The organism is Streptomyces cavernicola (genome assembly GCF_029968035.1).
In the GTDB taxonomy this organism is placed as follows: Bacteria; Actinomycetota; Actinomycetes; order Streptomycetales; family Streptomycetaceae; genus Streptomyces; species Streptomyces cavernicola.
The window spans coordinates 1-26122 of record NZ_JASCIQ010000035.1; the positions used below are offsets into that span (position 1 = coordinate 1).

18 protein-coding genes are annotated in these 26122 nt (G+C 65.7%); 13 read left to right on the forward strand and 5 right to left on the reverse strand.

Features of this window, described 5'->3' with window-relative positions; translation table 11 throughout:
• Positions 1–59: 59 nt before the first annotated feature.
• A complete protein-coding gene (locus QIS96_RS27995; protein ID WP_282545556.1) occupies positions 60–2717 on the reverse strand; it encodes an ATP/GTP-binding protein in 2658 nt (885 codons plus the stop codon).
• A 160-nt stretch (positions 2718–2877) separates the two neighbouring features.
• The gene (gene eccCa, locus QIS96_RS28000; protein ID WP_282545557.1) at positions 2878–6843 is read right to left on the reverse strand and encodes a type VII secretion protein EccCa; all 3966 of its coding nucleotides are present in this window, start codon (positions 6841–6843) and stop codon (positions 2878–2880) included.
• A gap of 205 nt (positions 6844–7048) precedes the next feature.
• On the opposite strand from eccCa, the gene eccD reads away from it, so the two are divergent.
• The 11 genes from eccD (at position 7049) to QIS96_RS28055 (ending at position 20084) form a co-directional block, all read left to right on the forward strand.
• Entirely contained in the window at positions 7049–8569 is a 1521-nt protein-coding gene (gene eccD / locus QIS96_RS28005) for a type VII secretion integral membrane protein EccD (RefSeq protein WP_282545558.1), read from the forward strand.
• A gap of 163 nt (positions 8570–8732) precedes the next feature.
• Positions 8733–10280: a type VII secretion protein EccB gene (gene eccB, locus QIS96_RS28010; RefSeq protein WP_282545559.1), complete on the forward strand. Its 1548-nt coding sequence runs from the start codon at positions 8733–8735 to the stop codon at positions 10278–10280.
• Positions 10281–10283: 3 nt separating this feature from the next.
• Positions 10284–11534 (forward strand): type VII secretion-associated serine protease mycosin, encoded by a 1251-nt coding sequence (gene mycP / locus QIS96_RS28015; RefSeq protein WP_282545560.1) that lies wholly within the window; start codon positions 10284–10286, stop codon positions 11532–11534.
• A gap of 265 nt (positions 11535–11799) precedes the next feature.
• Entirely contained in the window at positions 11800–12264 is a 465-nt protein-coding gene (locus tag QIS96_RS28020; RefSeq protein ID WP_282545561.1) for a hypothetical protein, read from the forward strand.
• 1827 nt (positions 12265–14091) lie between these two features.
• Entirely contained in the window at positions 14092–15327 is a 1236-nt protein-coding gene (locus QIS96_RS28025) for a S8 family serine peptidase (protein ID WP_282545562.1), read from the forward strand.
• A 91-nt stretch (positions 15328–15418) separates the two neighbouring features.
• Positions 15419–15769: a WXG100 family type VII secretion target gene (locus tag QIS96_RS28030; protein ID WP_282545563.1), complete on the forward strand. Its 351-nt coding sequence runs from the start codon at positions 15419–15421 to the stop codon at positions 15767–15769.
• A 59-nt stretch (positions 15770–15828) separates the two neighbouring features.
• Entirely contained in the window at positions 15829–16125 is a 297-nt protein-coding gene (locus QIS96_RS28035) for a WXG100 family type VII secretion target (protein ID WP_282545564.1), read from the forward strand.
• A 167-nt stretch (positions 16126–16292) separates the two neighbouring features.
• Positions 16293–16733, forward strand: a complete 441-nt coding sequence (locus tag QIS96_RS28040; RefSeq protein ID WP_282545565.1) for a hypothetical protein — start codon at positions 16293–16295, stop codon at positions 16731–16733.
• Positions 16733–18922 carry a hypothetical protein gene (locus QIS96_RS28045; protein ID WP_282545566.1) on the forward strand — a complete coding sequence of 730 codons (2190 nt, stop codon included), beginning with the start codon at positions 16733–16735 and terminating at the stop codon, positions 18920–18922. Before QIS96_RS28040 ends, QIS96_RS28045 begins: the two co-directional genes overlap by 1 nt.
• 28 nt (positions 18923–18950) lie before the next feature.
• Complete coding sequence (locus QIS96_RS28050; RefSeq protein WP_282545567.1) at positions 18951–19538, forward strand: hypothetical protein; 588 nt, start codon at positions 18951–18953, stop codon at positions 19536–19538.
• 204 nt (positions 19539–19742) lie between these two features.
• Complete coding sequence (locus QIS96_RS28055; RefSeq protein WP_282545568.1) at positions 19743–20084, forward strand: hypothetical protein; 342 nt, start codon at positions 19743–19745, stop codon at positions 20082–20084.
• A gap of 206 nt (positions 20085–20290) precedes the next feature.
• On the opposite strand, the gene QIS96_RS28060 is transcribed toward QIS96_RS28055, so the two are convergent.
• Both QIS96_RS28060 and QIS96_RS28065 read right to left on the reverse strand, forming a co-directional pair.
• Positions 20291–20851, reverse strand: a complete 561-nt coding sequence (locus QIS96_RS28060; protein WP_282545569.1) for a GNAT family N-acetyltransferase — start codon at positions 20849–20851, stop codon at positions 20291–20293.
• Positions 20852–20872: 21 nt separating this feature from the next.
• Entirely contained in the window at positions 20873–22219 is a 1347-nt protein-coding gene (locus QIS96_RS28065) for a hypothetical protein (protein ID WP_282545570.1), read from the reverse strand.
• Positions 22220–22540: 321 nt separating this feature from the next.
• On the opposite strand from QIS96_RS28065, the gene QIS96_RS28070 reads away from it, so the two are divergent.
• Both QIS96_RS28070 and QIS96_RS28075 read left to right on the forward strand, forming a co-directional pair.
• Positions 22541–23068, forward strand: a complete 528-nt coding sequence (locus QIS96_RS28070; RefSeq protein WP_282545571.1) for an ATP-binding protein — start codon at positions 22541–22543, stop codon at positions 23066–23068.
• 168 nt (positions 23069–23236) lie between these two features.
• Positions 23237–25396 carry a B12-binding domain-containing radical SAM protein gene (locus tag QIS96_RS28075; RefSeq protein ID WP_282545572.1) on the forward strand — a complete coding sequence of 720 codons (2160 nt, stop codon included), beginning with the start codon at positions 23237–23239 and terminating at the stop codon, positions 25394–25396.
• A 58-nt stretch (positions 25397–25454) separates the two neighbouring features.
• Here the strand turns inward: QIS96_RS28075 and QIS96_RS28080 are convergent, their stop codons facing one another.
• Complete coding sequence (locus QIS96_RS28080) at positions 25455–26075, reverse strand: nucleotidyltransferase family protein (RefSeq protein WP_282545573.1); 621 nt, start codon at positions 26073–26075, stop codon at positions 25455–25457.
• Positions 26076–26122: the final 47 nt, after the last annotated feature.

Below are 26122 nucleotides of genomic sequence, written 5' to 3' on the forward strand. Positions count from 1 at the left end.
CTTAAGGAGCCACGGCTAGTCGGTCTCGAGCCATCGTCTCGAACTCCTTCAGTGCCGCCCTACCGTGGGCGTCCGTCTGGGGCGGAGTAGCTGCGTCGCGTGATCACCAGGTTGCGCCATCGCCGACGGGTTTGTTCCTCACCGTCTATCCAGCGTGGCCTGGTGGAGCGGGCGGGCAACGGTAGACCGCCCATGAAGTGGGCAATGTCGACGTAGTAGGCGTAATCGTCCCGGTTGGTCAGGGTGCGGAGGCGGTCGATCGCGCCTTCGAGTTCCTCGCGGTAGTCGAGCACTGAGTAGTGGAAGCACAGGGCAAGTTGGAGTTTGGCCTGGATGTATGAGATGCCGGAGCGCTCGATCTCAGCAAGCAGTACGGATGCCTGGCCCGGAACGTCGGAGTTGCCGGCGGCACGGACCAGGTTGGCAACGCGGGCCGTGAGCTCGTTGGAGCGCAGTCTCAGAGGTTCCAGCAGCCGCTGGGCCAGGTCGAGTTCATCACTTGCCCGGTCCGGGCCGGCGAACGCGGCGGCGAAGGAAAGATGGACCTGGGCCATAGCTCTCTCGCCGACGGCGGCGTGTTGCTCGGCTTCGGTCCGATCGGCCCGGTAGGCGGCAACAGCTCGGTCAATGTCGGCGTGCACCCACCACACGTCGCCCAGGACCCGCTGGTGCCGTCCCGGCCAGCCGAGCCTTCGTGCGACCTCTACTGCTGTCGGGAAGTCGCCGGAGAGGCGGTGGAGGTGCGCGAGCCCACGTGTAGCGGCGAGGGCCAGACGGCCACCCCTGTCCGCCACTTGCTGCATGCCCCGGCGGGACTCTGCAATCCGGCCCAGGTCGCGCTGAGCCTTGGCCAGGTAGTAGGTGGCCATGTCGGCGAGCTCAGTGGTGAGCAGTCCCTCGGCCAGCACGGTCTCGAGGCGTGCTGCGGTGCGTTCGCGGTGCTCGTGCTGGCGACGGGTGACTGCGCTGAGGGTCTCCACCAGCGCATCCGCGGGTGTCAGCCCGCCCTGTGGCGGTGGGTTGGGGGCCGGTGGCAGGGTCAATGGCTCCCAGATCGAATCGGCCGTGTATTGGAAGGCTGCGTCGGTCAGCCAACCGAGGGCGAGACCGAAGTCTCGTGCGAGGGTTAGCCCTTGCTCGAGGCAGGCGACCAGAACCGTGCGGTCACGCTGCGGGTCGCGGCGCCAGTGTGCTTCAAGAGCGCTGAAAGCCCGCTGGGCGGCACGGTGCCAGTCCTGTTCGCTCCAGCGGTCGTCGCTTGTCTCCTCGCTCGTGCGGATGGCAGAGCGGATGAGGGTGTGCAGGTGGAAGGGCCACACGCCCGAGGCGGACTCGCGTATAAAGGGCCGTTCGGCCAAGCGCAGGGCGGGCGCATCATGATCCAGACCGGCCACCTCGGTGGCCAGTGGAACGGAGAAGGCGTTGAGCAGGCTTATCCCGCGCAGGACGTGACGCTCCTCGGCACTCAGGTCGCTGAGTGTGCGGGAGATCAGGGCGGGAAAGTCGTGGTCGAAGTCGGCAGACTGCGGCCGCCGTCCCTTGCGCCGCAGTTCCAGATACCGCATGACCGCCAGGTCCAGGTACAGGGGCAGCCCATGGGAGTGCTCGGCGATGGTGCGGCGCACGGATTCGTCGATGAGCGGCTCTTCGCGTTGCATCAGGCGGCGGGAGAGGTAGTCCTCACAATCTTCGGGGGAGAAGTCTCCGATCAGGATCTGATGTTCGTGAACCTGCGACGCGCGGTGGGTGTGCTCAGTTGCAAGGCCCGGCCAGGCCTGCGGGCCGACCCAGTCGAGCTGGCCTTCCAGGCTCGGCTGTGCCCACTGGAGCCGGTTGCGTCCGGTGACTACGAAGAACGCGTTGGGCATGAGCCACACGACACGCTGCAGAAGCCTTTCGAAGTCCCGATGGCCACGGTCTCCGGTGTCCTCGAAGGTGTCGAGCAAAATCACCGGGAGGATGGTCTTGTCTGCGGGCAGGCGGGACAAGTCCCAGGCCAGCAGATGCGGATAGAAGCTGAGGGCGTCCAGGTCGGGCTCCGCCTCCAGCAAGTCGGCCAGTCGAGAGCAGCCAGCCAGCGAACGCACTGCCTGCCGCCTCTCACGCAGCGCCGTGATCAGCGCCTGGGCGCCATGGCCAAGTAGTCCGCCGACGGTTCCAGGCAGCATCAGGGCTTGGGCGGTGTCGCTGAGTGCGGACTGGATTTGCTGCGGAAGGGCAGCGGCGGCACCGAAGCGGTGCAGCAGCCCGCCGCGGCGTACGTACTCCTCGAGTGGCTCGCCTGGGTGATTACGGTCCCAGTAGCGCCGCAAGGCCAGGTCGAAGGCGGGCATCGGCCGACCGAGCGCGGCTATGGCGAGCCGGATGCTGAGAATTACGCTTTCGAAATCCGACCCCGCACTGCGGGCGAGATCGACCCGCACGGGCAGCAACTGCTGCCGGGGTAGGTAGGCCTGCGCCCACTGGGGCGGGCGGTGCGCACTGTTCGTGAGGGATGCCTCGATCTTGCGGGAGAGCGTGGTCTTGCCAATACCGCCGACACCGTGGAAGACGAGGATGTTCCGGCGCGGGCTTTCCACGTCCTCCACGTCGAAGTTCACGCTGCCCACACGCTGTAAGTGTTCGGTGAGACCGGAAGTCACTGCCCGCCACTGCATCTGCCGGTTTGTGAACGCCTCGTCCGCGGTGACGCTGCGGTCGTTCGAGCTGAACAGCATGCGCAAATCCCGGCCTGGCACTGCCCCTCCAGTGATCAACTACACCTCAGATAGGTGTACTTGATGCTCCTCCGCCTCGCATAGCCATTGACGGAAGCGTGTCGCAAACCCACGCCATCTTGCGTTCCTCCCAGACACGGTTGGCCATCGCCAGGGAAGGTCACTCTCCCTCAAGGCCCGTCTGCACCAGCGGGTTCCCGCGACGCCGCGAGACGAAGATGCCGCGCCCCGGTGGCATCGGCCGCGGGCGGACGTTGCCGAGGATGTCGCCCTCGGCCGGGTCGCCGGAGAGCACTACGCCCTGGGCGCCGAGCTCCTTGATGCGCTGCATGAAGGGTTCGTACGAGGAGCGGCCGGTGCCTGCCGTGTTCCGGGCGATGATGAAGCGGACGCCGACGTCGCGTGCGAAGGGCAGGTATTCGGTGAGGGGTGCGAGAGGGTTGCCGGCCGAGTTCGAGACGAGGTCGTAGTCGTCGACGACCACGTACACCGTCGGTCCCTGCCACCAACTGCGGTCTCGCAGTTCTTGGGCGGTGATGTCCGGTGAGGGCGTGCGGCGTTGCATGAGGCCTGCCAGTGCCTCGACGTGGTGGTCCATGGCGTTGGACATAGGGATGTACTCGGCCAGGTGTGAGGGTGGGGCGGCGTCGAGCAGGGAGCGGCGGTTGTCGATCACGAACATCTTGCAGTTGTCGCCGTCGTAGCGCTGGGTGAGCTGCTTGATGAGCAGGCGCAGCAGGTTGGACTTGCCGGACTCGCTCTCGCCGAAGACGAGGAAGAACGGGTCCTGTTCGAGATTGAGGAAGACCGGTTCCAGGTTGTTCTCGTCGAGTGCGAAGGCGATGCCGCGCTGCGGCTCCGCATGCCCGGCCGGCAGGTGGGCGAGGGGCAGTTGGCGCGGAAGCAGGCGGACGGCGGGCGCTCCGGGTGCGGGCCAGTGCCGGGCGATCTCCTTGCTCATGGAGGCGGTTGCCTCGGACAGGTCTGTGTCGGAGTGGATGCCGTCGATGCGGGGGACGGTGCCCATGAAGTGCAGGCCTTCGGGAATGATGCCGCGGCCCGGTACGCCGGCCGGGACGTTCGCGGCGGCCTTGCGGTCCAGTTCGGAGTCCATGGTGTCGCCGAGCCGGAGCTCCAGGCGGTTCATGAGGAGGTCCTTGAGGTTGGCGCGTACCTCCATGGCGCGTGAGGCGGTGAGTACGAGGTGGATGCCGTAGCCGAGTCCGCGTGCCGCGATGTCGAGGACGGCGGATTCCAGGGCCTCGTATTCCGTACGGAAGTTGCCCCATCCGTCGATCAGCAGGAAGACGTCGCCCCAGGGCTGGTCTGTCATCGAGATCTCGCCGCGTGACCGCATGCGGCGGTAGGTCGCGATGGAGTCGATGCCTGCGCTGCGGAAGTACTCCTCGCGGCGGGTGAGGACGCCGTGGACCTCGGCGACGGTGCGGCGCACCCGCTCGGGGTCGAGGCGTGATGCGACGCCGCCGACGTGTGGCAGGCCGGAGATTGAGGCCATGCCGCCACCACCGAAGTCCAGCCCGTAGAGCTGCACTTCCTGCGGGGTGTGGGTGAGCGCGAAGGCGGAGGCGATGGTGCGCAGGAGGGTGGATTTGCCGGACTGTGGGCCGCCGATGATCTGCATGTGACCCGCGGCGCCGGAGAAGTCGCGGTAGAGGGTTTCGCGGCGCTGTTCGTAGGGCTTGTCGACGACGCCGAGCGGGACCACAAGCCGTCCTGCCCCCTCGTAGCCGGGCTGTGTCAGGCCGCGGTTCTGGACTGAGGCTAGGCCGGGCAGGAGTGCATCGAGAGGCGGCGGGTTGTCGAGCGGGGGCAGCCACACTTGGTGCGCTGCCGGGCCCTGGCCCTCGAGCTGGCGCACGATGACGTCGAGGACGGTGTCGGCCAGTGGGTCCTGCACTGCGGTCGCCCGCGGATCTGTGGCGAGTGTCCGGGGGTCTGGCTGCATGTAGTGCACCGGTACGGGGGCCGCTGTGAACGGCACCGGGCGGCGGTCCACCGGCAGTTGGCCATCGGCGGCGACCGGACGGTCCGGGCCCGTGTGGTGCGGTCCGGAGACGTAGGCGGCTTTGAAGCGGACCATTTCGTCGGTGCCGTACTTGAGGTAGCCGGAGCCGGGGACGTTCGGCAGGTGGTACGCGTCCGGGACTCCCAGGGCCGCTCGCGACTCGGCCTCGGAGAACGTGCGCAGGCCTACGCGGTAGGACAGGTAGGTTTCCAGGCCGCGCAGTCGGCCTTCCTCCAGGCGCTGGGAGGCGAGCAGCAGGTGGACGCCCAGTGAGCGGCCGATGCGGCCGATCTGGACGAACATCTCGATGAAGTCGGGTTTGGCGGTGAGGAGTTCGCTGAACTCGTCGATGACGATGACGAGAGACGGGATGGGGTCCAGGGGGGCGCCGGCGGCGCGGGACTTCTCGTAGTCGTGGACGTTGGCGAAGTTGCCTGCGCGGCGGAGTAGTTCCTGGCGGCGGTTGAGTTCGCCGCGGATGGAGTCGCCCATGCGGTCGACGAGGGTGAGGTCGTCGGCGAGGTTGGTGATGACTGCGGCGACGTGCGGCAGATCGGCCATGCCGGCGAAGGTGGCGCCGCCCTTGAAGTCCGCAAGGACGAAGTTGAGCGTCTCCGAGGAGTGGGTCACGGCGAGGCCGAGGACGAGGGTGCGCAGCAGCTCTGACTTGCCGGAGCCGGTGGCGCCCACGCACAGGCCGTGCGGGCCCATGCCTTCCTGGGCGGCTTCCTTGAGGTCGAGGAGAACTGGCGTGCCGTCTTCGCCTATGCCGATGGGGACGCGCAGGCGGTCGGCTCGGGATCGGGGTCGCCAGGTGTGGCCGACGTCCACGGCAGCGGCGTCGTCCAGGTTGAGTAGGTCGGTGAATTCCAGGTTGGCGAGCAGTGGTTCGTCGGAGTCGCCGCCTGAGGCCATGTAGAGCGGGGCGAGCTGGAGGGCGAGCGCTTCCGCCGCCTCGTAGCTGAGCAAGTCCGGCGTTCCCTCGTACACGAGGCCGTGCCCGGACTCCAGGCGCAGCGTGCCCGGATGCACGTCGACGGAGAGTCCCCCTCGGGCTCCGGTCAGCCGGCCGGGCACGAGTTCGACGACGGTGACGCCCTGCAGTCCCTCGGCCGTGGCGAGAGCGGACATCGGTGACAGACCCTGGCCGTCGAGCACGACGACGATGTGCGGCTGGTCCAGGAGGGGTTGACCGCCTGGCTGGAAGCGGGGCCGTCCTTCGAGCCGGTCGGCTAGGAGGCTTTCGACCTGGGAAGCATCGGAGGTGATCAGTCTGCTGCGGCCCGCGCCATCGGTACCCTCGCCTTGGACGTGAGGCAACCACTTGGCCCACTCCCAGTGCGGGGCGGTGTCAGCTGCGGTGGCGATGCCGACGACGAGGTCGTCGGGCGAATGCAGTGACGCCAGGGAAGCGACCAAGGAGCGGGCCGACGCCCGGACGGAGCTCTCGTCGCCGCTGACGGTCACGTGGTAGAAGGCGCGCAGGGAGACGGCCAGGGGCATGCCGTCCATGTCGCTGTGTGCGGCGAGGAATTGGCGCATGGCCCCGGCAGTGAGGGGTTCGAGCTCGTCGACGGGTGCGGTCTCGGGGGCGATCAGCGCGGTGGCGAGCTGCTGGCTGCCGAGTCCGATCCGGACCTGGGCGAAGTCTCCGTCGCTGATGCGGCGCTCCCAGGTGCGGCTGCCATCGGCGACTAGTGCCCACAGTTGTTCAGGCGCAGGGTGCAGGTAGAACTGGCTGTCCCGCTGCAGGCGCGCCGTCTTGGCTACCGAACGTCTGGTTTTTGCAAGGTACTTCAGGTAGTCGCGCCGCATGTCGGCCAGTTCGCCTTGGGTTCCTCGGCGATAGCGGACGAGCATGGCGATGCCCATGGCGATCGTCGACGCGATCATCACCATGCCCATGATCTTCATGATCGGGTTGTTGCCCATGAAGAAGAAGACGACGGACCCGCCCATGCCCATCATCGGCAGCAGCTGCATGAGCATGCCCTCTTGCTGCCCGCGCGGCAGTTCGGGCGGCGGTTGCAACTGCACTGGCTCTGTGGGCACTTCGGGCGGCAGGGCGCGCGGCGGCCGCTTGACGACGATCTGGCTCACAGCTCACCCATCCCCTCGTTGGCTGGAATTAGCCCCCTGCACCCCCGTGGCGCTGGCTCCAACCGCTGGGAGATCCTACTGGCGTGCACTGTTACCGCGGGCGATAGGGTGACGCACGCGCATACGCAGCCGCGAAGAACCAAGTAGTTTCAGGGTCATTCGCGGTCAATGGGGACAAGGGTGGGACCGTACCCCAGAGAACGGCATGGAGGGGGAACAGCAGGTGAGTTCGACGGTTCAAGCGGCGGGCGGAAGAGTGCCTGGCGCCCGGGGGCCTGCTGGCCGGGGAACCGGTTTCCGTCGCATCATTGTGGCGGCTCCGGACAGCCGCGTTGATGTGGCCTTGCCCGACGACATTCCGCTCGCTCATCTCTATCCGGAGCTACTCCGTCTGTCCGGGCAGAGTCCGGCATCGGGTGGTCCGGTTGGGTATCACCTCGTGCGTCGGGACGGCAGCGTTCTGGACGAGGCGCGGTCACTGGCCGCCCAGCGGATCGTAGACGGCGAATTTCTCTCCCTGCGGCCCTTCTCTGATTCGCTGCCGCCGGCCGTCTTCGACGACGTCAGTCACGCCACGGCCAGTGCCGTCACGCGCGACCGCACCTTGTGGAACGACGACTTGATGCGCGGCGCCGGGCTCTTCGGCACCTCGGTGCTGCTCTGTCTGCTCGCCTTCGTGGCATGGACGTCGGACCTGAAGCACGACATGCACGGCCTGCCGGGCATCCTGACCGCGGTCTCGGGTCTGGTGCTGCTCGCGCTCGCCGTCGTACGCGCCCGCGTGTACGGGGACCGGGGAGCGTCGCTCGCGCTCGGCATCGGCGCCCTGGCGAACCTGGGAGTGGCCGGTACAGGACTGCTGCCCCTCACGGCAGGAGAGGGCATTGGCAAGCTGCAGTTCCTGCTCGCCTGCGCGGCGGTGCTGGTCGCCTCGATGGTCCTCGTGATCGTGACACCGAGCGGTGACGGTCCGTTCGTGGCCTTCGTGTTCGCTTCCGCCGTCGGCCTGGTGGTGACGTTCGTGGCGATCCTCACCGACCTGAAGCCGATCGAGACCGCTGCGATCTGCTCCCCGCTCGCTGTGGGCGCGCTCGCGTTCCTGCCCGGCCTCTCCACCCGCTTCGCCCGCTTGCCGATCGGTTTCGACCCGCCGCGCTCCGCCGCCAATCTCGACTTCGAGGACGAGGACGAGCAGGTGGCCGACATCGACGCCGAGCGCGTTGCCGCTCAGGCGCGGCGCGGCCACGAGTTGCTGGTCGGCCTGGTCGGTGGCTGCGCCCTGGTCGCGGTGGGGGCGGCAGCGGTGCTCGGCTTCTCGGACGACGTCTGGGCCCAGCTCCTCGCGTTCGCCACGGGCGTGGCCATGCTGACGCGGGCTCATCTGTTCCGGCATACAGCGCAGGTCGGCTGTGCCCTCGCGGCCGGGCTCGCCTGCCTGGTGCTGCTCGGGCTCGGTCTGAGCCTCAACCCTCCGGTGGAGATGGTTCTGGAAGCGCTTCGGGGCGACGGCACGGCGCTGGAGGTCCGCCTGGTGTGGCTGTCGGTGGCGGTGGCGGTGGTCACCTTGGTGATCGCGGCGGTGGCGTTGATCGTGCCGCAGAAGGGTGTCACGCCGTTCTGGGGCCGGTTCCTGGAGATCGGCGAGAGCTTCGTTCTCCTGACGCTGCTTCCGCTGTGTCTGGCGGTGTTCGGCGCCTATCACCAGATGCGTTCGCTCTCGTCATGAGGCGCCGTTGAGGGGCCGTGCGACACCGGCGGGAAGTCCAGCACGCCGACGCGTACTGATCACATACAGAACCGTCGGGCACTAACAGGATTGGCAGGGCAAGCGGACAGTCCCGCACAGCGGGAAGACTGCGGCCCTGGTGGGGGAAAGAGGCACCGAACAGATGGCATCACGGCGGGACGAACTGAACGCCTACACCTTCGCGAAACGGCGGCTGATCGGCCAGTTCCTCCAGCCGAGCGCGAGCGGCACGGAGGAGGCATGGCCGCGCCCGCTGCGCGCTGTCGTACCGGGACTGATCATCGCGGTGGTCATCCTCGCTGCGTTCGGCGCCTGGGGCATGTTCAAACCGGCAGCGCCCATGAACTGGGACAAGCCAGGTGAGCACGTCATCATCTCCAGCAAGTCGACCACCCGCTACGTGGTACTGAAGACCGACGGCAAGGTCCAGTTGCACCCCGTGCTCAACATGTCGTCCGCGAAGCTCCTCCTCACCCCGGACAAAGGCAAGATCATCAACGTCGACGAGTCGACGCTCGACAGCGGGAAGATCCCGCACGGCCCGACCCTCGGCATCCCCTACGCCCCCGACCGCCTGCCCGACGCCAAGGAAGCCGGCGCGAAGAAACGCTGGGCGGTCTGCGAGCGTCCCGGAGAGGGCGGCCGCGCGATCGAGAAGGCGGCGTTCATCCTCGCCCAGCGGGACATGCAGCGCACCGAAGGACCTGAACGCCTCACCGGCGGCGAGCTGTTGTACGTCCAAGGCCCGGACCGCACCCGGTATGTGGTCGATGCCAAGGGCACGGCATATCCAGTCGAGGACGACGAGCCGCTGCTGCGCGTCATGGTCGGCGACCGCGTCACACCACAGCGGGTTTCCTCCGCCTGGCTGGACACCCTGCACCGGGGCGACAACATCACCTTCCCCCGGCTGACGGGCACGCCTGAAGCCGACGCCAACGCTCCGGGCCAGCTGGATGCGGAGGCGAACCGGGTCGGCATGGTCCTGGAGGCGACCTCCGGCTCACGCACACAGAAGTACGTCGTCCTGCCGGGCCGGGTCGCCCCGGTCTCCGACTTCACCGCGAAGCTGGTCCTCAACAGCGCGCAAGTGTCCGGCCTCGGCCAGGCGGGCCGCGCCAAGCCCGTCAGCGCCGCCGCCTTCACACCCGGCCAACCGTTCGGCGCGGACAAGACCTGGCCACAGCAGGAGCCGAACCGGGTCAACTCCGCGAGCAACAAGGAGAGCAACCGGAACACCGTGTGCAACGTGCTGCGCGACGTCGACGACAGCGGAGCCGACCAGGGCACCACCACACTGAGCACCTGGGCAGGCACCGCCTTCCCGGCGAACCTGCCCACCGGCTCCAGCAGCGCATACGTCACTCCGGGCTCTGGCCAGCTCTTCCGCCAATTTCAAGGCTCGACGACCACCTCGGGCTTCACCTTCCTCGTCACGGACACCGGCCTGCGGTACGCCATGCAGTCCAACGGCGACAGCGCGACCGACGGCGCGGGAATCGGCGAATCGGGCTCGACCAAGGAGCGCAAGGAGCAGCGGGAGGCGCGGCTGGCGGAAGCCCAGCAGGCGCAGAATCGGCTGGGCTACGAGAACGTGACCCCCGCACCCGTCCCTGCGGCGTGGTCCGCCTTCCTGGCCACCGGCCCGCGCCTGTCGTCCGGTGCGGCTCTGACACCGCAGGGAGCGTGAGGGGTGCGAATCACGCGCAGGGTCCTCGCCGTGGCGGCGGCCTCACTCGTCGCCCTCGCGGTGCCCGCCGCAACCACCCCCGCCGCCGCGGACGAGGCCCCAGATCAGTGCACGTTCCCCGACAAGCCCTACAAGGGGCAGCCTTGGTCCCTGCAACGTGTCCTCCTCGATGAGCTGTGGAAACACGCGACTGGCAAGGGCGTACGCGTAGCGGTCATCGACACCGGCGTCGACGTCAAGAATCGTCAGCTGACGCAGGCCGTGGACACGGAGAGCGGCCGCAATCTCCTCCCGAAGAACCTCAAGGACGAGAACGGCAACAAGATCGAGCGCGGAAAAGAGAACGGAACTACGGATTCAGTCGGCCACGGAACGAAAGTCGCCGGAATCATCGCGGCCCGCCCCATGAAAGGCACGGGCTTCGTCGGCCTCGCCCCCGAGGCGACCATCATTCCGATCCAACAGAACGACGCGGAAGGCCACGGCACAGCCGAAACCCTCGCCGATGCGATCCGCTACGCCACCGGCCCCGCGCGAGCAGACGTCATCAGCATCTCCCAGGACACCGCGAACGCCGTAGAACCCACAGCCGAGTTGAAACAGGCCGTGGACGAAGCCCTCGCGAAGAAGGTCGTCGTCGTGGCCTCGGCCGGAAACGACGGCCTCGGAGGACACGTCAAAAAGACCTACCCGGCGTCGTACGAAGAAGTCCTCGCCGTCGCCTCGTCCGACCGCAACAACGAACGCGCAGCCTTCTCCCAATCAGGAGAGTTCGTCGACGTCGCCGCACCAGGCGTGGACATGATCTCCACCGTTCCCGGCGGCGGCCACTGCTCCGACAACGGCACCAGCTTCTCCGCCCCATACGTCACCGGAGTCGTCGCCCTCCTCAAGGAGAAGCGCCCCACCTGGACCCCGCGGCAGATCAACGCCCAGATCATGCAGACCGCCGAGCGCCCCACCACAGGCCACGACCGCCTGGTCGGATGGGGCGTCGTCGACCCGGTACGCGCCCTCAGCGAGGCCGACAAGCCGATCGAGCAGCCGGTTCCCGGCAACGACACCGCAGGGCAGGCAAATCCTCCATCAGCAATTCCCCTTCCACTTGGAGAAACCGCCCAGGCAAGGGCGACTCGACTCGGCACCTATGTGGTAGTCGGCAGTTCCGTTCTGGTGGCGGTCATCGCGGGCGGCGCGGTAGCCGTACGTGACGCTCGGCGGCGCGCAAGAGGGGAACAGGGGGCGACGAGTTGACCTCAAGCGAGCCGGGAGACAATCCGCCCACACCTGGACGCGCTCGGCTGAACTCGACGGAACGGAACTTCTCAAGTGTCGAGCGGCCGTGAACTATGTTGCTACTGAGGCGAGTTGGCCGAGAAAGAAGACGCGGCTGTCAGACCCTTTGACTAGGGTGGTAAACATGCGAACAGTGCTGTTCGCGCGTAGTGCAACAGGGTTTCGCCAGGTGGAAAACACCGCGGTGGCGAGGCTTACGGGGATCGGGGGAAGGACAATCAGCGTGGCTGAAGCAAGCGGCGGGAGCGGCGGAGGCGGAGACCTCAGGCTCGGAGTCGGTGCACTGGAGAAGTTCCAGAAGCGCGTGGACACCATCCTGTCGGAACTGGAGGGCGGCGCGGCCGGCAGCACAAAAATGGCGGCCCAGCGCATCGCTCGCAGCTCCCTGAGCGGAGCGAACGCCCCATTCGCGGAGGCAGACGGCCTCTACCGCCAGTACAGCCGGGTACACGAAGAGCTCGTCTCGCTGTCCAAGTCTCTCGGCGAGCAGATCACCCTGCTGCGGATCGCTGTGCGGGGCACGGAGGTCGGGTTCGAGAACCTTGAGGAAGAGCATCGGGCTCGGTTTCATGCGATTCAGGCTCGTCTCCTTGAGGAGCGTAAGGCAGCCCTTAAGGAGGCGGCAGACGCGCCCGAGCGCGCGGAGGACCCGTCGAAGTCGGCGTTCGGCCTTGGAGACAGCGAATGAGAGAGCACGGCAACCCACAGCCGGACCCGACGCCTGAGCAGCAGCAGGAGACGACCGCGGACGGACTGCGTCGACAGCTCGACGTGGTCAACGCCATGGAGGGGGCGAGCACGCTCCCGAAGACGCTCGGGTTCAGCGGTAGCTCGGGAAACTTCTTCGGCAGGACCAACTTCGAGAGCCGCGACCTCAACTCGATGCTCGACCTCCTGGACGCGGCCAACCCATCGGACTTGGAGCACGTCAGCGACGCCCTGGCCAAGGCGCGGGACTCACTCAACGAGGCAGCGCGGGCGTTGGACGACGACATCAAGAAGGCCGATTGGGAAGGCGAGTCCGGCAGAGAGTTCCGTCGGTACGGAAGCGAACTGACCAAGCACGCCTGGGAAGTCGCATCGTTTTCGAACGTGGCAGCGACACAAATGTCGGTGGCCGGAACCGGACTCGCTTCGGTCCGCAGCTCCGCCCCGAAGCAGCGCGACGACCGCCTCGTCCCCAAGCGGCCCGAGGACTTCGAGTCCGTGGAACAGACGGAAACCAACGCCGAGTACGTCAAGGCCATGGAGGTCGAACGCAACCGGCAGGAGACCATCAACCAGATGGGCCGACTGGCCTCGTTCTACGCAGTCTCCGAGGAGAGCCTGGCTTCCCAGAAGCCGCCCACGCCTCCCAAGCCCGTGAGGGCAGCAGTACCGAAACCCTCCGGCTCCGCAGGGGCCACTCCGGGATCATCGGGTGCTGCAAGCGCGACCACGGCTGCATCAGCAGGACAGATCACCCCGGGAGACGGACGCCCCGGCGAGGCGTCCACCGGCGCCTCACAGGCCATTGGCCAAGGTGCCTCTCCGTCCAGCCCTACCCCGGGGTCTTCGGTGCAGATCGACAGCGTGACCGCGCCTGCGCCTCCTGCTCCCAGCCCCGGCCCTGTCCCACCTCCTACGGCAACGGGTCCGACAAGCCCGTCACCTGGACCACTTGTACCCCCTCCGAGCCTCGGCGCTCCCCCGCCTCACACCACACAGCGCCCGACGGGCCCCGGCACCGGCCCGTCGAAGACCGGCTCCCCCGGCGGCCAGCCCCTCGGCAAGGCGGGCTCTCCCAGCACCACCGCCACTCGTGCCGGGCGCCCCGGCACAGGCCAGAACACTCCGGCCGCCGGACGCCCCGGGCCTGTCGCACGTTCCACCACGCAGACCGGGCATCCCGCAGTCACAGGGCGGCCGACCACCGTCGGCCAACCCGTCCACGGCCGTGGTCCAGCCGCGACCGGTAGACCGGGCTCCGGCCCGGCCGCCCAGGCACCCATCACCGGGCGGCCCAGCACCGCACAGCCTGCCACCGGACGCGGCGGCGGGACCTCGGGAACTCCGTCCGGCCGTTCGGGCGGGATCGTCGGCGGCACACCGCAACGGACCGGAACGGGTGCAGCCCACGGCTCATCACCGGCTCCACGCAGCAGTGTCATCGGGTCCCAACCCACAGCACCAGGCCGTGGGCCCACCGGTCGTGCGGGCCAGTCAGGGGTATTCGGTTCCCAGCCCTCTGCCGGCGACCGTCGCCCCACCGGCAGGGGCACACCGGCCCCGAACGGAGTCGTGGGCACTCCGTCCAACGCCTCTGCGGGAGGTCAGCCGGGCCGGCGAGGTTTCACGTCCGGCGGCGCCGGCCTTGCCGGGGGCCGGACGAGGCCGCAGCGCCCGGAGCAGGAGCAGGATCACCGTGGTGAGCGTCCGGACTACCTGACCGAGGACGAGGAAACGTGGCAGCCCCAGCGGCGGAACACCACACCGCCGGTGATCGACTAGGTACGGGGAAGGTCCGGAAGCCAGCATGACCGCAACACTCAGCCTCGCCCGCCGGGGTCTGCTCGCAGTGAGCTCCGCAGTCGGAGCATTGGCCCTCACGCTCTCCGGCGCGGCGGCACCCGCAGCCGCCGCCGACGACGTGCAGTCCAAGCAGTGGTACCTGGATGCCCTGTACGCCGAGAAGATCTGGAAGAAGACCACCGGGAAGGGCATCAAGGTCGCCGTCATCGACTCCGGCGTCAATCCCGACACTCCTTCCCTCAAGGGCCAGGTCCTCAAGGGAGTCGACGCCACCGTCGAAAAGGGCGGCAGCACCGACGACACGAACGGCCAGGGCACCACCACGGCCGAGCTGATCGCCGGAACCGGCAAGGGCGGCGGTATCAAGGGCATGGCCCCCGGAGCCAAGATCATCCCGTTCAAGGTCCCGCTGCTCAAGTACGACGAACTTCCACCAGGGACCTGGATCGAACGCGATCCCCTGTACCACGCCATCCGCGCAGCAGCCGACAGCGACGCCCAGATCATCGTTATCAACCTCCGAAACCAACATGCCATCGGCAACAGCCTCTATGGGCAAAGCGCAGCCGAGTACGCGGCCAGCAAAGGCAAGCTCCTGATCGCAGGCACCGGAGACAACGCCAAGGAGGGCAACAAGCCCCTATATCCGGCGGCCAACTTGGAGGTAGCCGGGATTGCTTCCGCCGATCGCGAGGCCAAGACAGCGGACTTCTCTCAGAATGGCGAAGACGTTGACCTGTCCGCCCCAGGCGTCGACATCCCACGATGGTGCGATGCCAGCTTCAAGCGCTATTGCGAGGGTGGGGGCGCCAGCGCAGCTGCCGCTATCGCTTCGGGCTCGGCCGCCCTCATCTGGTCCGCCCACCCCGACTGGACGGCCAACCAAGTTCTCCGCGTCCTCTTTGACACTGCGGGCAGGACTTGGAAGAAGAACACTCCCACCAGGTACGCCGGCTACGGCATGGTCCGGCCAGCGGTCAACATCCTTCGCGGGAAGGGAACACCGGGAGACCCGAAAGTAACGCCGATCCTCAAGCCGGGCCTCTCAGAATCGCCGTCACCTGCCCCTTCATCCTCGCCGACCGGCAAGGCTGAAAAGTCGAACAACGACGCCGCAGTGGAGGCAGGAAGAGAGGCCGACGACAACAGCCCGTTCGGTCTCATCGTGGGCATCGCCGCAGCCGTAGCAGCCCTGGCCGCAGGAGCTTTCGCCCTGGCCCGCAAACGCCGGAACGCCTGAGTCCAGCACAACAACACCAGGCCGCGGCCCTGTACCCGGCGCACCACATACGCCGGCCTCCAACAAAGACACCGAGAAGGGAAGGCACTTCATGGCAGTGCAGAAGGTCAATGACGAAGTACTGCGGGGATTTGAGCAGGAGCTCAACGACCGCTTCGGTTCCGTCAAGACACAGCTGCAGCAGCTGCAGGCCGTGATCGACGGCGTCGAAGGCAAGTGGAAGGGCATGGGCGCCGTTTCCTTCGACCGCAAGCAGCGGGAGATCAACGAACGCATGGCCCACATCGGCAATCTCCTTGTCCGCTTCCAACAGGCCGTCGACGACAACCGCCGCATCGCGGGGAGCACCGAGCAGGAAGTCTTCCAGGCCCTCAAGGGCATCGACGTCGGCTCCGGTTCGAGCTCCGGCTCCAGTGGCTCTTCGAGCTTCAACAACATGTAGTGACCGGCGCACCCACCAGTTGCAACAGCAGCAAGCAGACTCAGAAAACGGGAGGAACCATGGCCGTAGACGACGGCACGATGCTCGTCACGTACGCCGAACTCGAGCGTGCCGCGCAGCAGATCAGCAGCCAGGCGAAGCGCCTCGACGGTGACCTGCAGGCCCTTCAGACCAGAATGAAGGACATCTCCGCCTTCTTCGAGGGCGAGGCCAAGACCGCCGCCGACGGTCTGCACCGCGAGTGGGACACAAAGTCTCGCGAGATCCACCAGGCCCTCAACGCCATCGCCAACGCGGTCCGCGAGGCGAGCGCCGCGTACAGCGCCGCCGACCGCAAGGCAGCAGCTAACTACTGATACGACAAGAGCACTTGCCAGGCTGACGGGGTGGGCACGCACGGGAGGTGCCCACCCCGGGTCGTTTTGAGACACGTCGCTCACATCTGTCCCGCGCCTTTAGGTCGGGCGGCACAGCGAGGCCAAGGAGCGACCGGCAGTCGGCTCACACGGGGAGGAACCTGGATATGGCTTGGGACGAGTGGGAGCAGCTCAAATCTGATGCTGCCGAGAAGCGCTCAACGCAGATGCAGCTCAATCAGGGGCACCCGAGCACCGGCGTCCAGCAGGGCGATCTCAAGGCCAACCAGAAGGAGTTGGCATCAGTTGGAGACAGCGCGTTCAGACTGTTCGAGACTCTAGGACGACAGGGCCGTGACGCCTGGTCCAGTAGCCAGTCGGCTGCCAAAGACCTAACGGCTCAGGGCTTCGCTCTCGGAGGCGGACTCCATCATGTCCAGGATCGGTGGGAGAAGCAGCTCCAGACCCTACTGGATGCCTGTGCGCACATCTCCAATCACATGGACATCACCAATAAGTCTCACCAGGGAGCAGAGTACTTTATCGCTTCCACGTTCAGCAGCATTTCCGTTTTGGACAAGGGGTTCGACGGGAGGAACCAGAGCTAATGGACTTCGAAACCCTGCTCCACGGAAACTTCTCATCCCTAGTTACAGCCATCGATGACTGGTCCTCGATGGTCAAGAATCTCAAGATTATGGAACGGAATGCGCAGGACGATCTGAAAGAGAAGGCCGAAAAGGCTAACTGGGCCGGCGTGAACGCCAACGTCTCTCGTGATTTCATCCGCAAGACGGCTGGGGAGTTCAGGGACGCACGCATCCAAGCAAGCACTATTTACAACATCCTCAAAGACACCCGAGATGAACTCGTCCGGTATCAGGACGAACTTAAAGAAGCAATCGAGCAGGGCCGTCAGCGGAACATTGCCGTGTCAACCAGGTCTGGAGACGGCGGGTTCACCGTAACCTTGCGACCGAATCCCGATAGCCGAGGGCACGGGTCTGAATCCGCGTCGCAGCTCGCCGTGGACAACCTCAGAGACGATATTCAACGTATTCTCAACAAGGCACACAAGAGCGACACCAGTGCCGCACGGGTTTTGAGCAAGATTGCCGATCAGGCCAAGTACGGCTTCTCCGGAGCCGCCTACAGGGATCGCGACACCGCGGCCAACGCACTCAAGAAGGCAAGCGACTTGGCGAAACTCGCCAAGAATCCTGAGGAAATGTCCTTGAAGGAGATTTCCGCCTTTAACCGCGATATGAAAAAATACCGGAGCGATCCGCTCTTCTCCGAGCACTTCGCCACGACGCTCGGAGCCAATAACACCCTGCAGTTCTGGACCGAAATCACGGCAGCACATTCCGGAACTCAAGACCGATCCGACGTCGCGATGCTCAAGGACCTACAAAGGAACATGAGCATGACGCTAGCCGCAGCGACACACTCTGACAGTGCCGCGATGCAGCAATGGGAGCGGGGAATTATCCGTGAAGGTAACACCAGCTTCCGAGCGGACCCAACGACTACACCCGTGGGCGTGTCTGGCTTTCAAGTCATGAGCAGTCTCATGGGTCACGGAAAGTATGACAGTGGTTTCCTCGGAAACTACGGCGAGGAGCTTCTGAAGAAGGACAAGAGCCACTCTCTCGGGGCAACCCAGACCAAGGAGATATGGGGAGACGGCGACGGCGCCGACCTGGTCTTCGGGAAGGGAAACGGGATTGACCCCTTGATCGGCTTCATGGATGGCCTGTCACACAACCCTGAAGCCTCGGAGCAGATCTTCAGCAAAAGATCCGACCTGGACCACATCCTCGAGAGCACCAAGAATACAGGGCGGGGCGACTCTGTCGGGCATGCACTAGAGGCAGCCGTGATGGGCATTCCATACGGAGAAGAAGCCCAAGGCGGGCTAATGCCCCACAGCAAGACTCAAACCGAGATCGTGAAGAACGTCATGCACGCCGTGGCGGACCCAGCGGGTGGCGCCGACCTGGTCGGCAAAGGTATCGGCGACAGTTTCGGACACATTGCGGCCGCCTACATGCCGGAGATCAACCGCGTGATCGCAGGCCCAGGAATGGAATCCGTTTTCCCAGTGAACAGTTCGGTATCGGAAATGCTGGACCGAACCGATACCTACCGGTTTCTCTATGCTCTCGCTCGAGATGATGACGCAGCAGCAGGCGTTATTTACGGGCGGGACATTTACACGAACAGCACGATAGAAGCGCATCTCGCCACTGAGGGAGCCAACGGGCGCCAAACAACAGAGAAGGCCATTGAAGGGGTAGCATATAATGCGGGAGTAATCGACAGCGTTCTCAGCAGGTCTCGAGCGGATGCAGAAATTCAGCCGATAGTCGATGGGCGGAACGACTTCAATGAATCATTGAAGACGCAGGGCGACTTCCTCAAGAGTATAGCGTCAACCGGAATTGCAGTCGGAGCTGCCTCCTTGGAAGGCGCTGGCGACCTCAGCCGCAAGTTCATGCTCGGTGCCGGCGGCGCCTTCCTGGCAGGGGCTGCATCTTTGGGGATTGACCGAATTCTCGAGAGTCGAGAAATGGACGACGCTACGGACCACGTCCTTTACCGTACAGGGAAGGACATTAGCGTCGATGAAGACGATACGAAGCGCAGCATTCTCGAGGCGGCCGAGTACAGCCGAGAGCAGCACGACAGCGAAATCCCGAAGAGGGACTTGGACGTTCTCATTGCCCAACAGGCAACCAAAGGATGGGTGGATGGCGATAGCAGGCTTGACGACAACATGAAGCGCCCAAACTGATCGCAAAATAATCTCAACGAGGATTACCGTGACGCGGAACAAGATAAATAAGAGGCTCCTAGCAGGATGTCTAGTCGGTGCAGCTGTATTTGGCGGAGCCTTCTTCGCGTATCAGGAATTGCTCTTGAGCGGGATCGAAGATCTGCCAGGGAAGCCCTGTAAGGGCGCAGTTGAAAGGTCTACTGCGTCAGACATTTTGCCTAGCGCTCGCGAGGTGGAAGAAAGTTCGCGGCAAAGAATTGAGGATGGGACGTACTACTTCCATTGCAACCTGACGACGAGCAGTGGGTCGATCCTGTCCGCAACAGTCAATACACGTGACGTAACCACAACCTCGTGGGAAAAATACTACAGGAATCAGCAAGACGGGGAGCCATCCAGGATTTCGAAGAACAACATCGCAGCTCTGTCATGGCCTAGAGAAACAATCACTTACATGCCGTGCACGCCGATTGGCGCAAAGAAGAGTGAGGCCAGTCAAGGCTACTCCCTCGTAGTTGAGGTGATGATCGTAGGAGAGGCAAAGGAACCCGGTACTATACTTCGCCATAACCTGAACGAATTCGCTTTCCAAGCAGCTAACTATGCTAAGCGCACGGCCCAGTGCCAACTCTGATCCTCTTTAGTTGAACTTTGAGCATGGATGCTGCCTGAATCACAACACGCCACCGAGCCCAGATAGGGGTCCCGATAGAGGTTGGATCCCGATTCTCAGGAGTGCAGACCAACGCATAGCACTGCTGGCTTGAGTGCACAGGATTTCTAAATCCCCTCCACCTCTGATCGACGTTCGAGAACAAGCACTCTGAGGGCTGCTCTGATGGCAAAATCGGGATATGCGGCCCACAGGGACACAAGTACGGTCGACAAGCGCTGGCGGTGGGCAGCCGCAGCGCTCACATTGGTCACCGGACTGCTGGCAGTCTGGGAATTGTCACTCTTCGACGAGGCGTGGAACGCGTGTCCGTTCACGACCAATTGCAAGGACAACGTCGTCGACGCCATGGACACCGCCCGGAACTGGGCGTACGTGGGCTTTGGTGCAGGACTGGTCGCGATGCTGCTGCAGCCCCACCGTAAGAACCGGCCGTTGCGGTTCATGCTGATGGCCGTGACGGGCGTTGCCCTGCTTGTACGGATCGGCATCGCCGCATCGGTGTGAATACCCAGGTGCGATGTACAGCGTGTGACAGTCCCCGCTGAACATCTCTCGTTCGTCACCAGATGCCCTGTTCGCATGAAGTCGTCCCGGCGTTGGGATTAAGAGCAAGCGGGTCCCTCCGGGAGTTGCGGGCGCCGATGCTCTGCCCCGCACGCGCACGCAGCCATCATGGAGCAGACTGCCAGCTGAGCACCCAACAGGCCGCGCTACACCACCTGCTGTACGGTCTGCCACTCGTGCCGCAAGATCGTGTGCACCACCGAGTCGCGCCATTCGCCGGCCTTCTGAATGTGCTCGCGGATCGTGTAGTCCTCGCTCATGCCGGCCGTGAGCATCGTCTTGGCGGAAGCGGAGTTGTGCGGGGAGCGAGCTCCCCAGATTCGATGCAACCCCAGCTCGCCGAAGCCTACTTCGAGTAGAAGCTGCACCGTTTCAACCCCGTAACCGACGCCCCACGCATCAGGGCGCAGCGCGAAGCCGATCGTGGCTCCCTGCTGCTGGTGAGGGTCAAGGGCAAGGCGGGCGAACCCGATCAGTGCGGTGCTGTCCCGCTCGATGACAGCCAGCGCGTATTCATCGCGCGGCGTCTTGCTGGCTGCGGCAATCGACCGGACGGCGATCTGCCCCACCTGGTCACGCGTACGCGGCTCGAAGGACAAGTGCTCGGTCGCTTCCGCGCTGCCGTAGATCGCGTGAACGGCATCCACGTCGTCGACGGTCAGTTCACGGAGCTTCAACCGCGCACTGGTACGGCTGATCGGGTACATGCCGGAGGACTCTACCGGCGCTCAGCTCGGAAGTGCAGAGCGCAGGGGTCGGTACATTTCGATCTCGGCTCGCAAGTCTTGGGCTACGACGGCGTCGCAGGCGGGGCTGCGGGTCAGCGCGGCCCGGACGCGGTCGGCCGAGACGACGATGCCGTTGTTGCGGTGGGTGGGTGCGAGGTCCAGGACGGGGCGAACCGCTTCGGCTGCGCCATCGAGGTCATCGCCGTACAAGCGCACGAGGGCGAGGTTGCACTGGGCTCCGGCTTGGTCGCCGAAGGCCCAGTTCGGGTCGCTTGGGTCGCTGAACCCGTCGGCGGCTTCCTCAGCGGCGCGGGCGACGCTGGCATCCCCCTGCCCGAGTAGGACGGCGGCCTCGACGGAGTAGTACCGCTGTTTGATCTCGGGGTAGGTGAAGAGGCCGCCGAGCTCGTCCAGTTCGTCTGGCACGACCTGCTCGCGCAGGGTGAGGGCTCGCTCGTTGGCCGCACGAACGGTCTCATGGTCACCGAGCAAGGCGGCTGCGCGAGCTTGCAGCCCGTGCAGCCACGGACTGACGGTGCCTCTCAGAACCTCGGCTACCGCCGTGCCCTGCTGGGCGTAGTGCAGGGCGTCTTGAGGACGACCCGCCCAGTAGGAAATGAGGGACTTCAAACCGTCGGCCATGGCCATGAGGCCGGTGTGCTCGGCCTGTCTTGCGCAGAAGCTCGCAGTGCGCGCCTGGATCATGGCGGCCTTGGGGTCGCCGATGTCGTGCGAGCCCTTGGCCATCATGAAGCTCAGCGCGCTGGCCATGAACAGCAGATCGCGGGACTGGGAGGGCCTGGCTCGGCCACTGTCCAGAAGCCGGAAAGCCTCCTCCTGACTCTGTGCCAGGTCGTCCCAGATTTCTGACAGCGGGGCCTTGGGGTACGCCTCCGCGAGCCGGCCCACTTCGTCACCGAGGAATCCGAGGGTGTCCTCGCCTACCTGCCCGCGTTCCGCCCCCATGGCGAAATCCATTGCACGCCTTGCGGCCATTGCTCCCGTCCTTCTCATCTCGTTCAGCTCCACGCCGGACTCGGCATGGGCGGCGGCCGTGTCGAATTGCGAGAGTGCTTCCTGGGCTCCCCCGTCTTCGGGTGCCGGTGTCCACAACTGCCTGATGGTGTGGCCGAGTAGGTGCACCAGGACTCGGCGCGCGTCAACATTGGGCCGGCGGTCGCCGTAGTACCAGCCCTGGAAGGTTCGCTTGGCCGGCTCCAGCCTCACCAAGGAGTCAGGACCCTCGCGCTCGGCAAGCTCCCGCGCCGCCTGTTGGAAACGAGGCAGGAACACGTCGTAGTCGTGCCACTCGCGCTCGTCGAGCAGGTGACGGAGCAGTGTGCGCATGGTGCTCCCCTTCTCCCTGAGTTCAGCACGTCGCTGTGACCGACCGTAAAGCCCATCCGGGTTCAACTTGCCCAGGATCCAAGGTACTTAGCGAATCTGGCATTGATCCGGCGTTAAGGCGGCGAAGGTGCGGCGAACGGCACCCCGATCCGGCGAAAGTCCGGCATCGAAATGGGGCTAGGTATCACCGGTCCCGCTTGCCAGGCTCATAACGCTCCTCGCTGAGAGTGCGCAAGCGGCCACGGAAGTGCCATCTGCACGGCTCCAGCAGGCATCAGGAGAGCTCCTCCATACACCCGTTGGCCATCTGGGAGGCACACGATGACCCCCGCCGCCGTCACCACGGTCGCCGCAGAACTGATGCAACAGACCGCCCGCGGCTTCAGAGTGGCTTTCACACCGGACAAGACCCGCGTCGGTCGCATGCGCCGGATCACCACCGCCCACCTGCGGCTGTGGCAGGTGTACGGGCAGACCGCGGACGACATCGTGCTCACCGTCTCCGAACTCGTCACAAACTCCATCCAGCACGGCGACGGGGACGTCGGCCTGAAAGTCCTCTACACCGACAACGAATTACGCGTCGAGGTCACCGACTGCAACCCGGAACCAGCCCAGCACAAGCCCGCGGACGACGAAGCCGTCTCCGGCCGTGGTCTGTTCCTTGTCGCCGCCCTCGCGCACGACTGGGGCGTGAGTGACGACGGCACGACGACTTGGGCCACGTTTCGCGTACCCGCGGGGAGACTGCCAGCCATACCACCCCCGCCGTCCGCGGACCGCGTGGGTGACGTTCCAGTTCTGACCAGTGATCAGTACCTGGAATCCGGCTCCCCACCCCGCTCCTAGCCTCCCCCGCCCGTCGACCGTGGCGGGCGGTCACACCACCTGGCGACCGGACCTGGATGAAGGACCGGCACCGGAAGGCCCGTGCCGGGAGGAGCGCTGCCGAACCGCCCTCCCCGCATGCGCATCGCTCAAGTCCAACTCCGATCTCCACATCGAAGGGCGAGACGTATGACCGACGAACGCCCCATCACCCTCCAGGCCCTGCGCCTGGCCGAAGCCTTACGACTCGTGAGTCCGTCCCTCTACGCGACCAGCGCCGCGATATCGGCCCTGGAGCCCCTGCTGATCGCCCCCAACGCGGTCAAGGAGTGGCTGGCGGAGCACTGCGCGCCGTACGCCGTACGCATCCGTGTCACCGGGACCCTGGACCGGCGGCTCGTGTTCGTCGAGCGCCCCGACGGACGGTGGGTCGTCGCTGACCTTTCCGGCCAACCGCACAACAGTCGCGCATGGCCTGGCTGGGCCGCGGTGAACATCGTCTTCAAGTCGCCGGATCAGTGGCTGTCCCTGGCCGATCTCGCCCCGGAAGCCGTCTATCGGCTCTCGCGGCCGCGAGTCCTGCTGGCCGCGCTGTACCACCGCGAGCACTTCCCCCTCCCGCGGTTCCCGCTCGGGATCAGCGACGTCGCCCGCGCAGCACGTCTGTCCCTCATGGGGGAGGTGACACTCACCGACATGCAACTCGGCACCACGCTGCCCGACTTGGCCAAGCAGGTCACCGACAACACCCCCGACATCCTCGGCATCTCCGCCACGTTCGGACAGCACGACCTCATGACCGAACTCCTTGACAGCGCATACGCGTTGGCTGAGCCTCCTCTCGTCATTGCCGGGGGCAGCCTCACGGCCCGCAACGAAGCGCTGCTCCTGGAGCAGTACCCCGACCTGCTGATCGCCCGTGGTGCCGGCGAGCCGACCATCCAGGATCTCCTGGGGTACTGGCACGGGGACATCGCCCGCGACCAGGTCCACAGCATCGGATACAACGGAGCGGCCCGCGGGGACGGCGCACTCGCGATCGGGCGACGTCGCACCGCCAAGCCCGTCAGCCGGGCACAGAGCGACTTCCTGCCCGAACTCGACCTGCTTCCCGCGACGTTCGAGCACCACGGCGTTGCCCAACTGGAGGCGAGTCGCGGCTGCACCAACTTCTGTTCCTTCTGCCCGCGAAGCCACAAGGGGCAGTGGTCGGGCGGCACACCCGGCGAGTTCGGCTGGATGCTCGATCACATCGGCGCGGTGTTCGACCGCTACCCCGGCATTTCCCGCACCCTGTATCTCGTCGACGAGGAGTTCATCGGCCGGGGCCCGGATGCCGTCGCCCGAGCCGTGAGGGTGGCAGACGTGCTGCACGGCGCCGGGTTCAAGTGGGAGACGAGCTGCCGGATCGACCAGGTCACCCACCCGGACCGTGACTTCGCCTGGCACACCGAACGTGCTGCGATGTGGCGTTCCCTGGTGAACAAGGGGTTGCGCCGCTGTCTGTTCGGCGTCGAGTCCGGCGTGGATACGGTCCTCGACCGGTTCAACAAGGAGACCGGAGGCGAACAGAACGCCCTTGCCATCCGTACCCTGTCCGCGCTCGGCGTGCCGACCCGCTTCACGTACATCACGTTCGACCACCTGATGACGTTCGAGGAGCTGAGGGCGACTTACGCCTACCAGGGCCGCACCGACCTCCTGATTCAGCCGCTCCCCGACGTGCCGGTCGAGGAGATCGTGAACGGCGTCCGTGACCCGGAGTGGGTGGCGGCGCACGGCACCGGCCGTGCATTCCACACCGGCATCTCCTACATGCTCGTCAGCATGGAGTGCCTGATCGGCGCCGCGTACACCAAGCGGGTGCAGCGCGCCGGCCTGGCCGGAGAGGTCCGTCCTTCGATGGGGCGGCAGGACGCCGAGTTCGCCGACTGGCGCATCGGTGTGTGCAGCCAGTGGGCGCAGCTCTGGGTCGACCGGAACTTCGCCTTCGATTACACCCTTAAGAGCTTGGAGAAGATCCTCGACGGCGAGCCCCGCCACCAGGTCCGCCGCGCCCGCGTCGTACTCAAGGACGCGGCGTACACCGTTCTCGGCGGCCTGCTCGCTGCCGCTGAACAGGAACCCCCCACGCCTCTGCCCGGTCGGGGCCACGTCCTCGAGGAGCGCATTCGTACTCTGTTGGACAGGGAGATGGAGGGCTTGCGCGAGCGTATGGCCAAGACCGTCTTCGATGTGGCTCGTGTTCTGCCTGCGGAGCACGCGGCCACCCTGGGGCCCGAGCACGGCCGGTGGGCCCGCGCCGATCAGTGGCGTCTGATCAACGCGGCGGACCCGTGCGGTACTTGACCACAGCACCAGGGACTGCCCCGGCGCCGTACGCCGGGGCAGCCCCTCGCGGCAAGCTCTACGAACTGGACTTCTCGGGGATCGGCACCCAGTTGAACTCCGGGCAGTACCGGGCGTACGTCACGAGCTTCCACTTGGCGTACTCGTCCAGGCGGCCGCTGTCACGCAGCAGGTGCTTGACCCACGTGTGCGCGATGCGCTCAGGCTTGGTCATCTCGGCGTCGATCTGGTCGAGCATGCGACACGCGACCGTGAAGTCCTCGACGGTGAGCGCGCTCAGGTCGATCTCGATACCCGCGACGTCGAAGGTGAACACGAGCCGAGTGGTGGAGAACGACGTGCGGCGTTCGCCCAGGAACGTTGCCCGCCCCTCCCCCACCAGCGCCCGCATCAAGTCGTCGCGCTGCTCCACGGGGAAACCGATGCCCAGGTCCAGGTCGCTGGTCTCCAGGTTCAGGCGCGTGCCGAAGGAGCCGACATCGCGGGGGGTGTGTCCGGTCCACTGCTCGATCAGGCCGGAGGCTTCAGCCCGCACCTTCAGCAGGTGTTCGTCATGGGTGCGCATCGAGTCGTAGAACGCGGTTGCGCGCTCGAACTCCTCGGTGGGGAAGTCGGCCGGATCGGCCCACTTCTTGGCGGTGATGGCGCTGAGATCCAGTGGGGTTTGTGGGTTCGTCACGCGCGCCACGGTAGTCACAAGTGCCCACGGTTCGCGTGGGTTTGACA

Coding starts and splice junctions, on each gene's coding strand:
- QIS96_RS28025 (WP_282545562.1), top strand. CDS start 14,092: ATGACCGCAACACTCAGCCTCGCCCGCCGGGGTCTGCTCGCAGTGAGC.
- QIS96_RS28065 (WP_282545570.1), bottom strand. CDS start 22,219: ATGCGCACACTGCTCCGTCACCTGCTCGACGAGCGCGAGTGGCACGAC.
- QIS96_RS28060 (WP_282545569.1), bottom strand. CDS start 20,851: ATGTACCCGATCAGCCGTACCAGTGCGCGGTTGAAGCTCCGTGAACTG.
- QIS96_RS28035 (WP_282545564.1), top strand. CDS start 15,829: ATGGCCGTAGACGACGGCACGATGCTCGTCACGTACGCCGAACTCGAG.
- QIS96_RS28045 (WP_282545566.1), top strand. CDS start 16,733: ATGGACTTCGAAACCCTGCTCCACGGAAACTTCTCATCCCTAGTTACA.
- QIS96_RS28055 (WP_282545568.1), top strand. CDS start 19,743: ATGGCAAAATCGGGATATGCGGCCCACAGGGACACAAGTACGGTCGAC.
- QIS96_RS28040 (WP_282545565.1), top strand. CDS start 16,293: ATGGCTTGGGACGAGTGGGAGCAGCTCAAATCTGATGCTGCCGAGAAG.
- QIS96_RS27995 (WP_282545556.1), bottom strand. CDS start 2,717: ATGCTGTTCAGCTCGAACGACCGCAGCGTCACCGCGGACGAGGCGTTC.
- QIS96_RS28070 (WP_282545571.1), top strand. CDS start 22,541: ATGACCCCCGCCGCCGTCACCACGGTCGCCGCAGAACTGATGCAACAG.
- QIS96_RS28075 (WP_282545572.1), top strand. CDS start 23,237: ATGACCGACGAACGCCCCATCACCCTCCAGGCCCTGCGCCTGGCCGAA.
- eccB (WP_282545559.1), top strand. CDS start 8,733: ATGGCATCACGGCGGGACGAACTGAACGCCTACACCTTCGCGAAACGG.
- eccD (WP_282545558.1), top strand. CDS start 7,049: ATGGAGGGGGAACAGCAGGTGAGTTCGACGGTTCAAGCGGCGGGCGGA.
- QIS96_RS28030 (WP_282545563.1), top strand. CDS start 15,419: ATGGCAGTGCAGAAGGTCAATGACGAAGTACTGCGGGGATTTGAGCAG.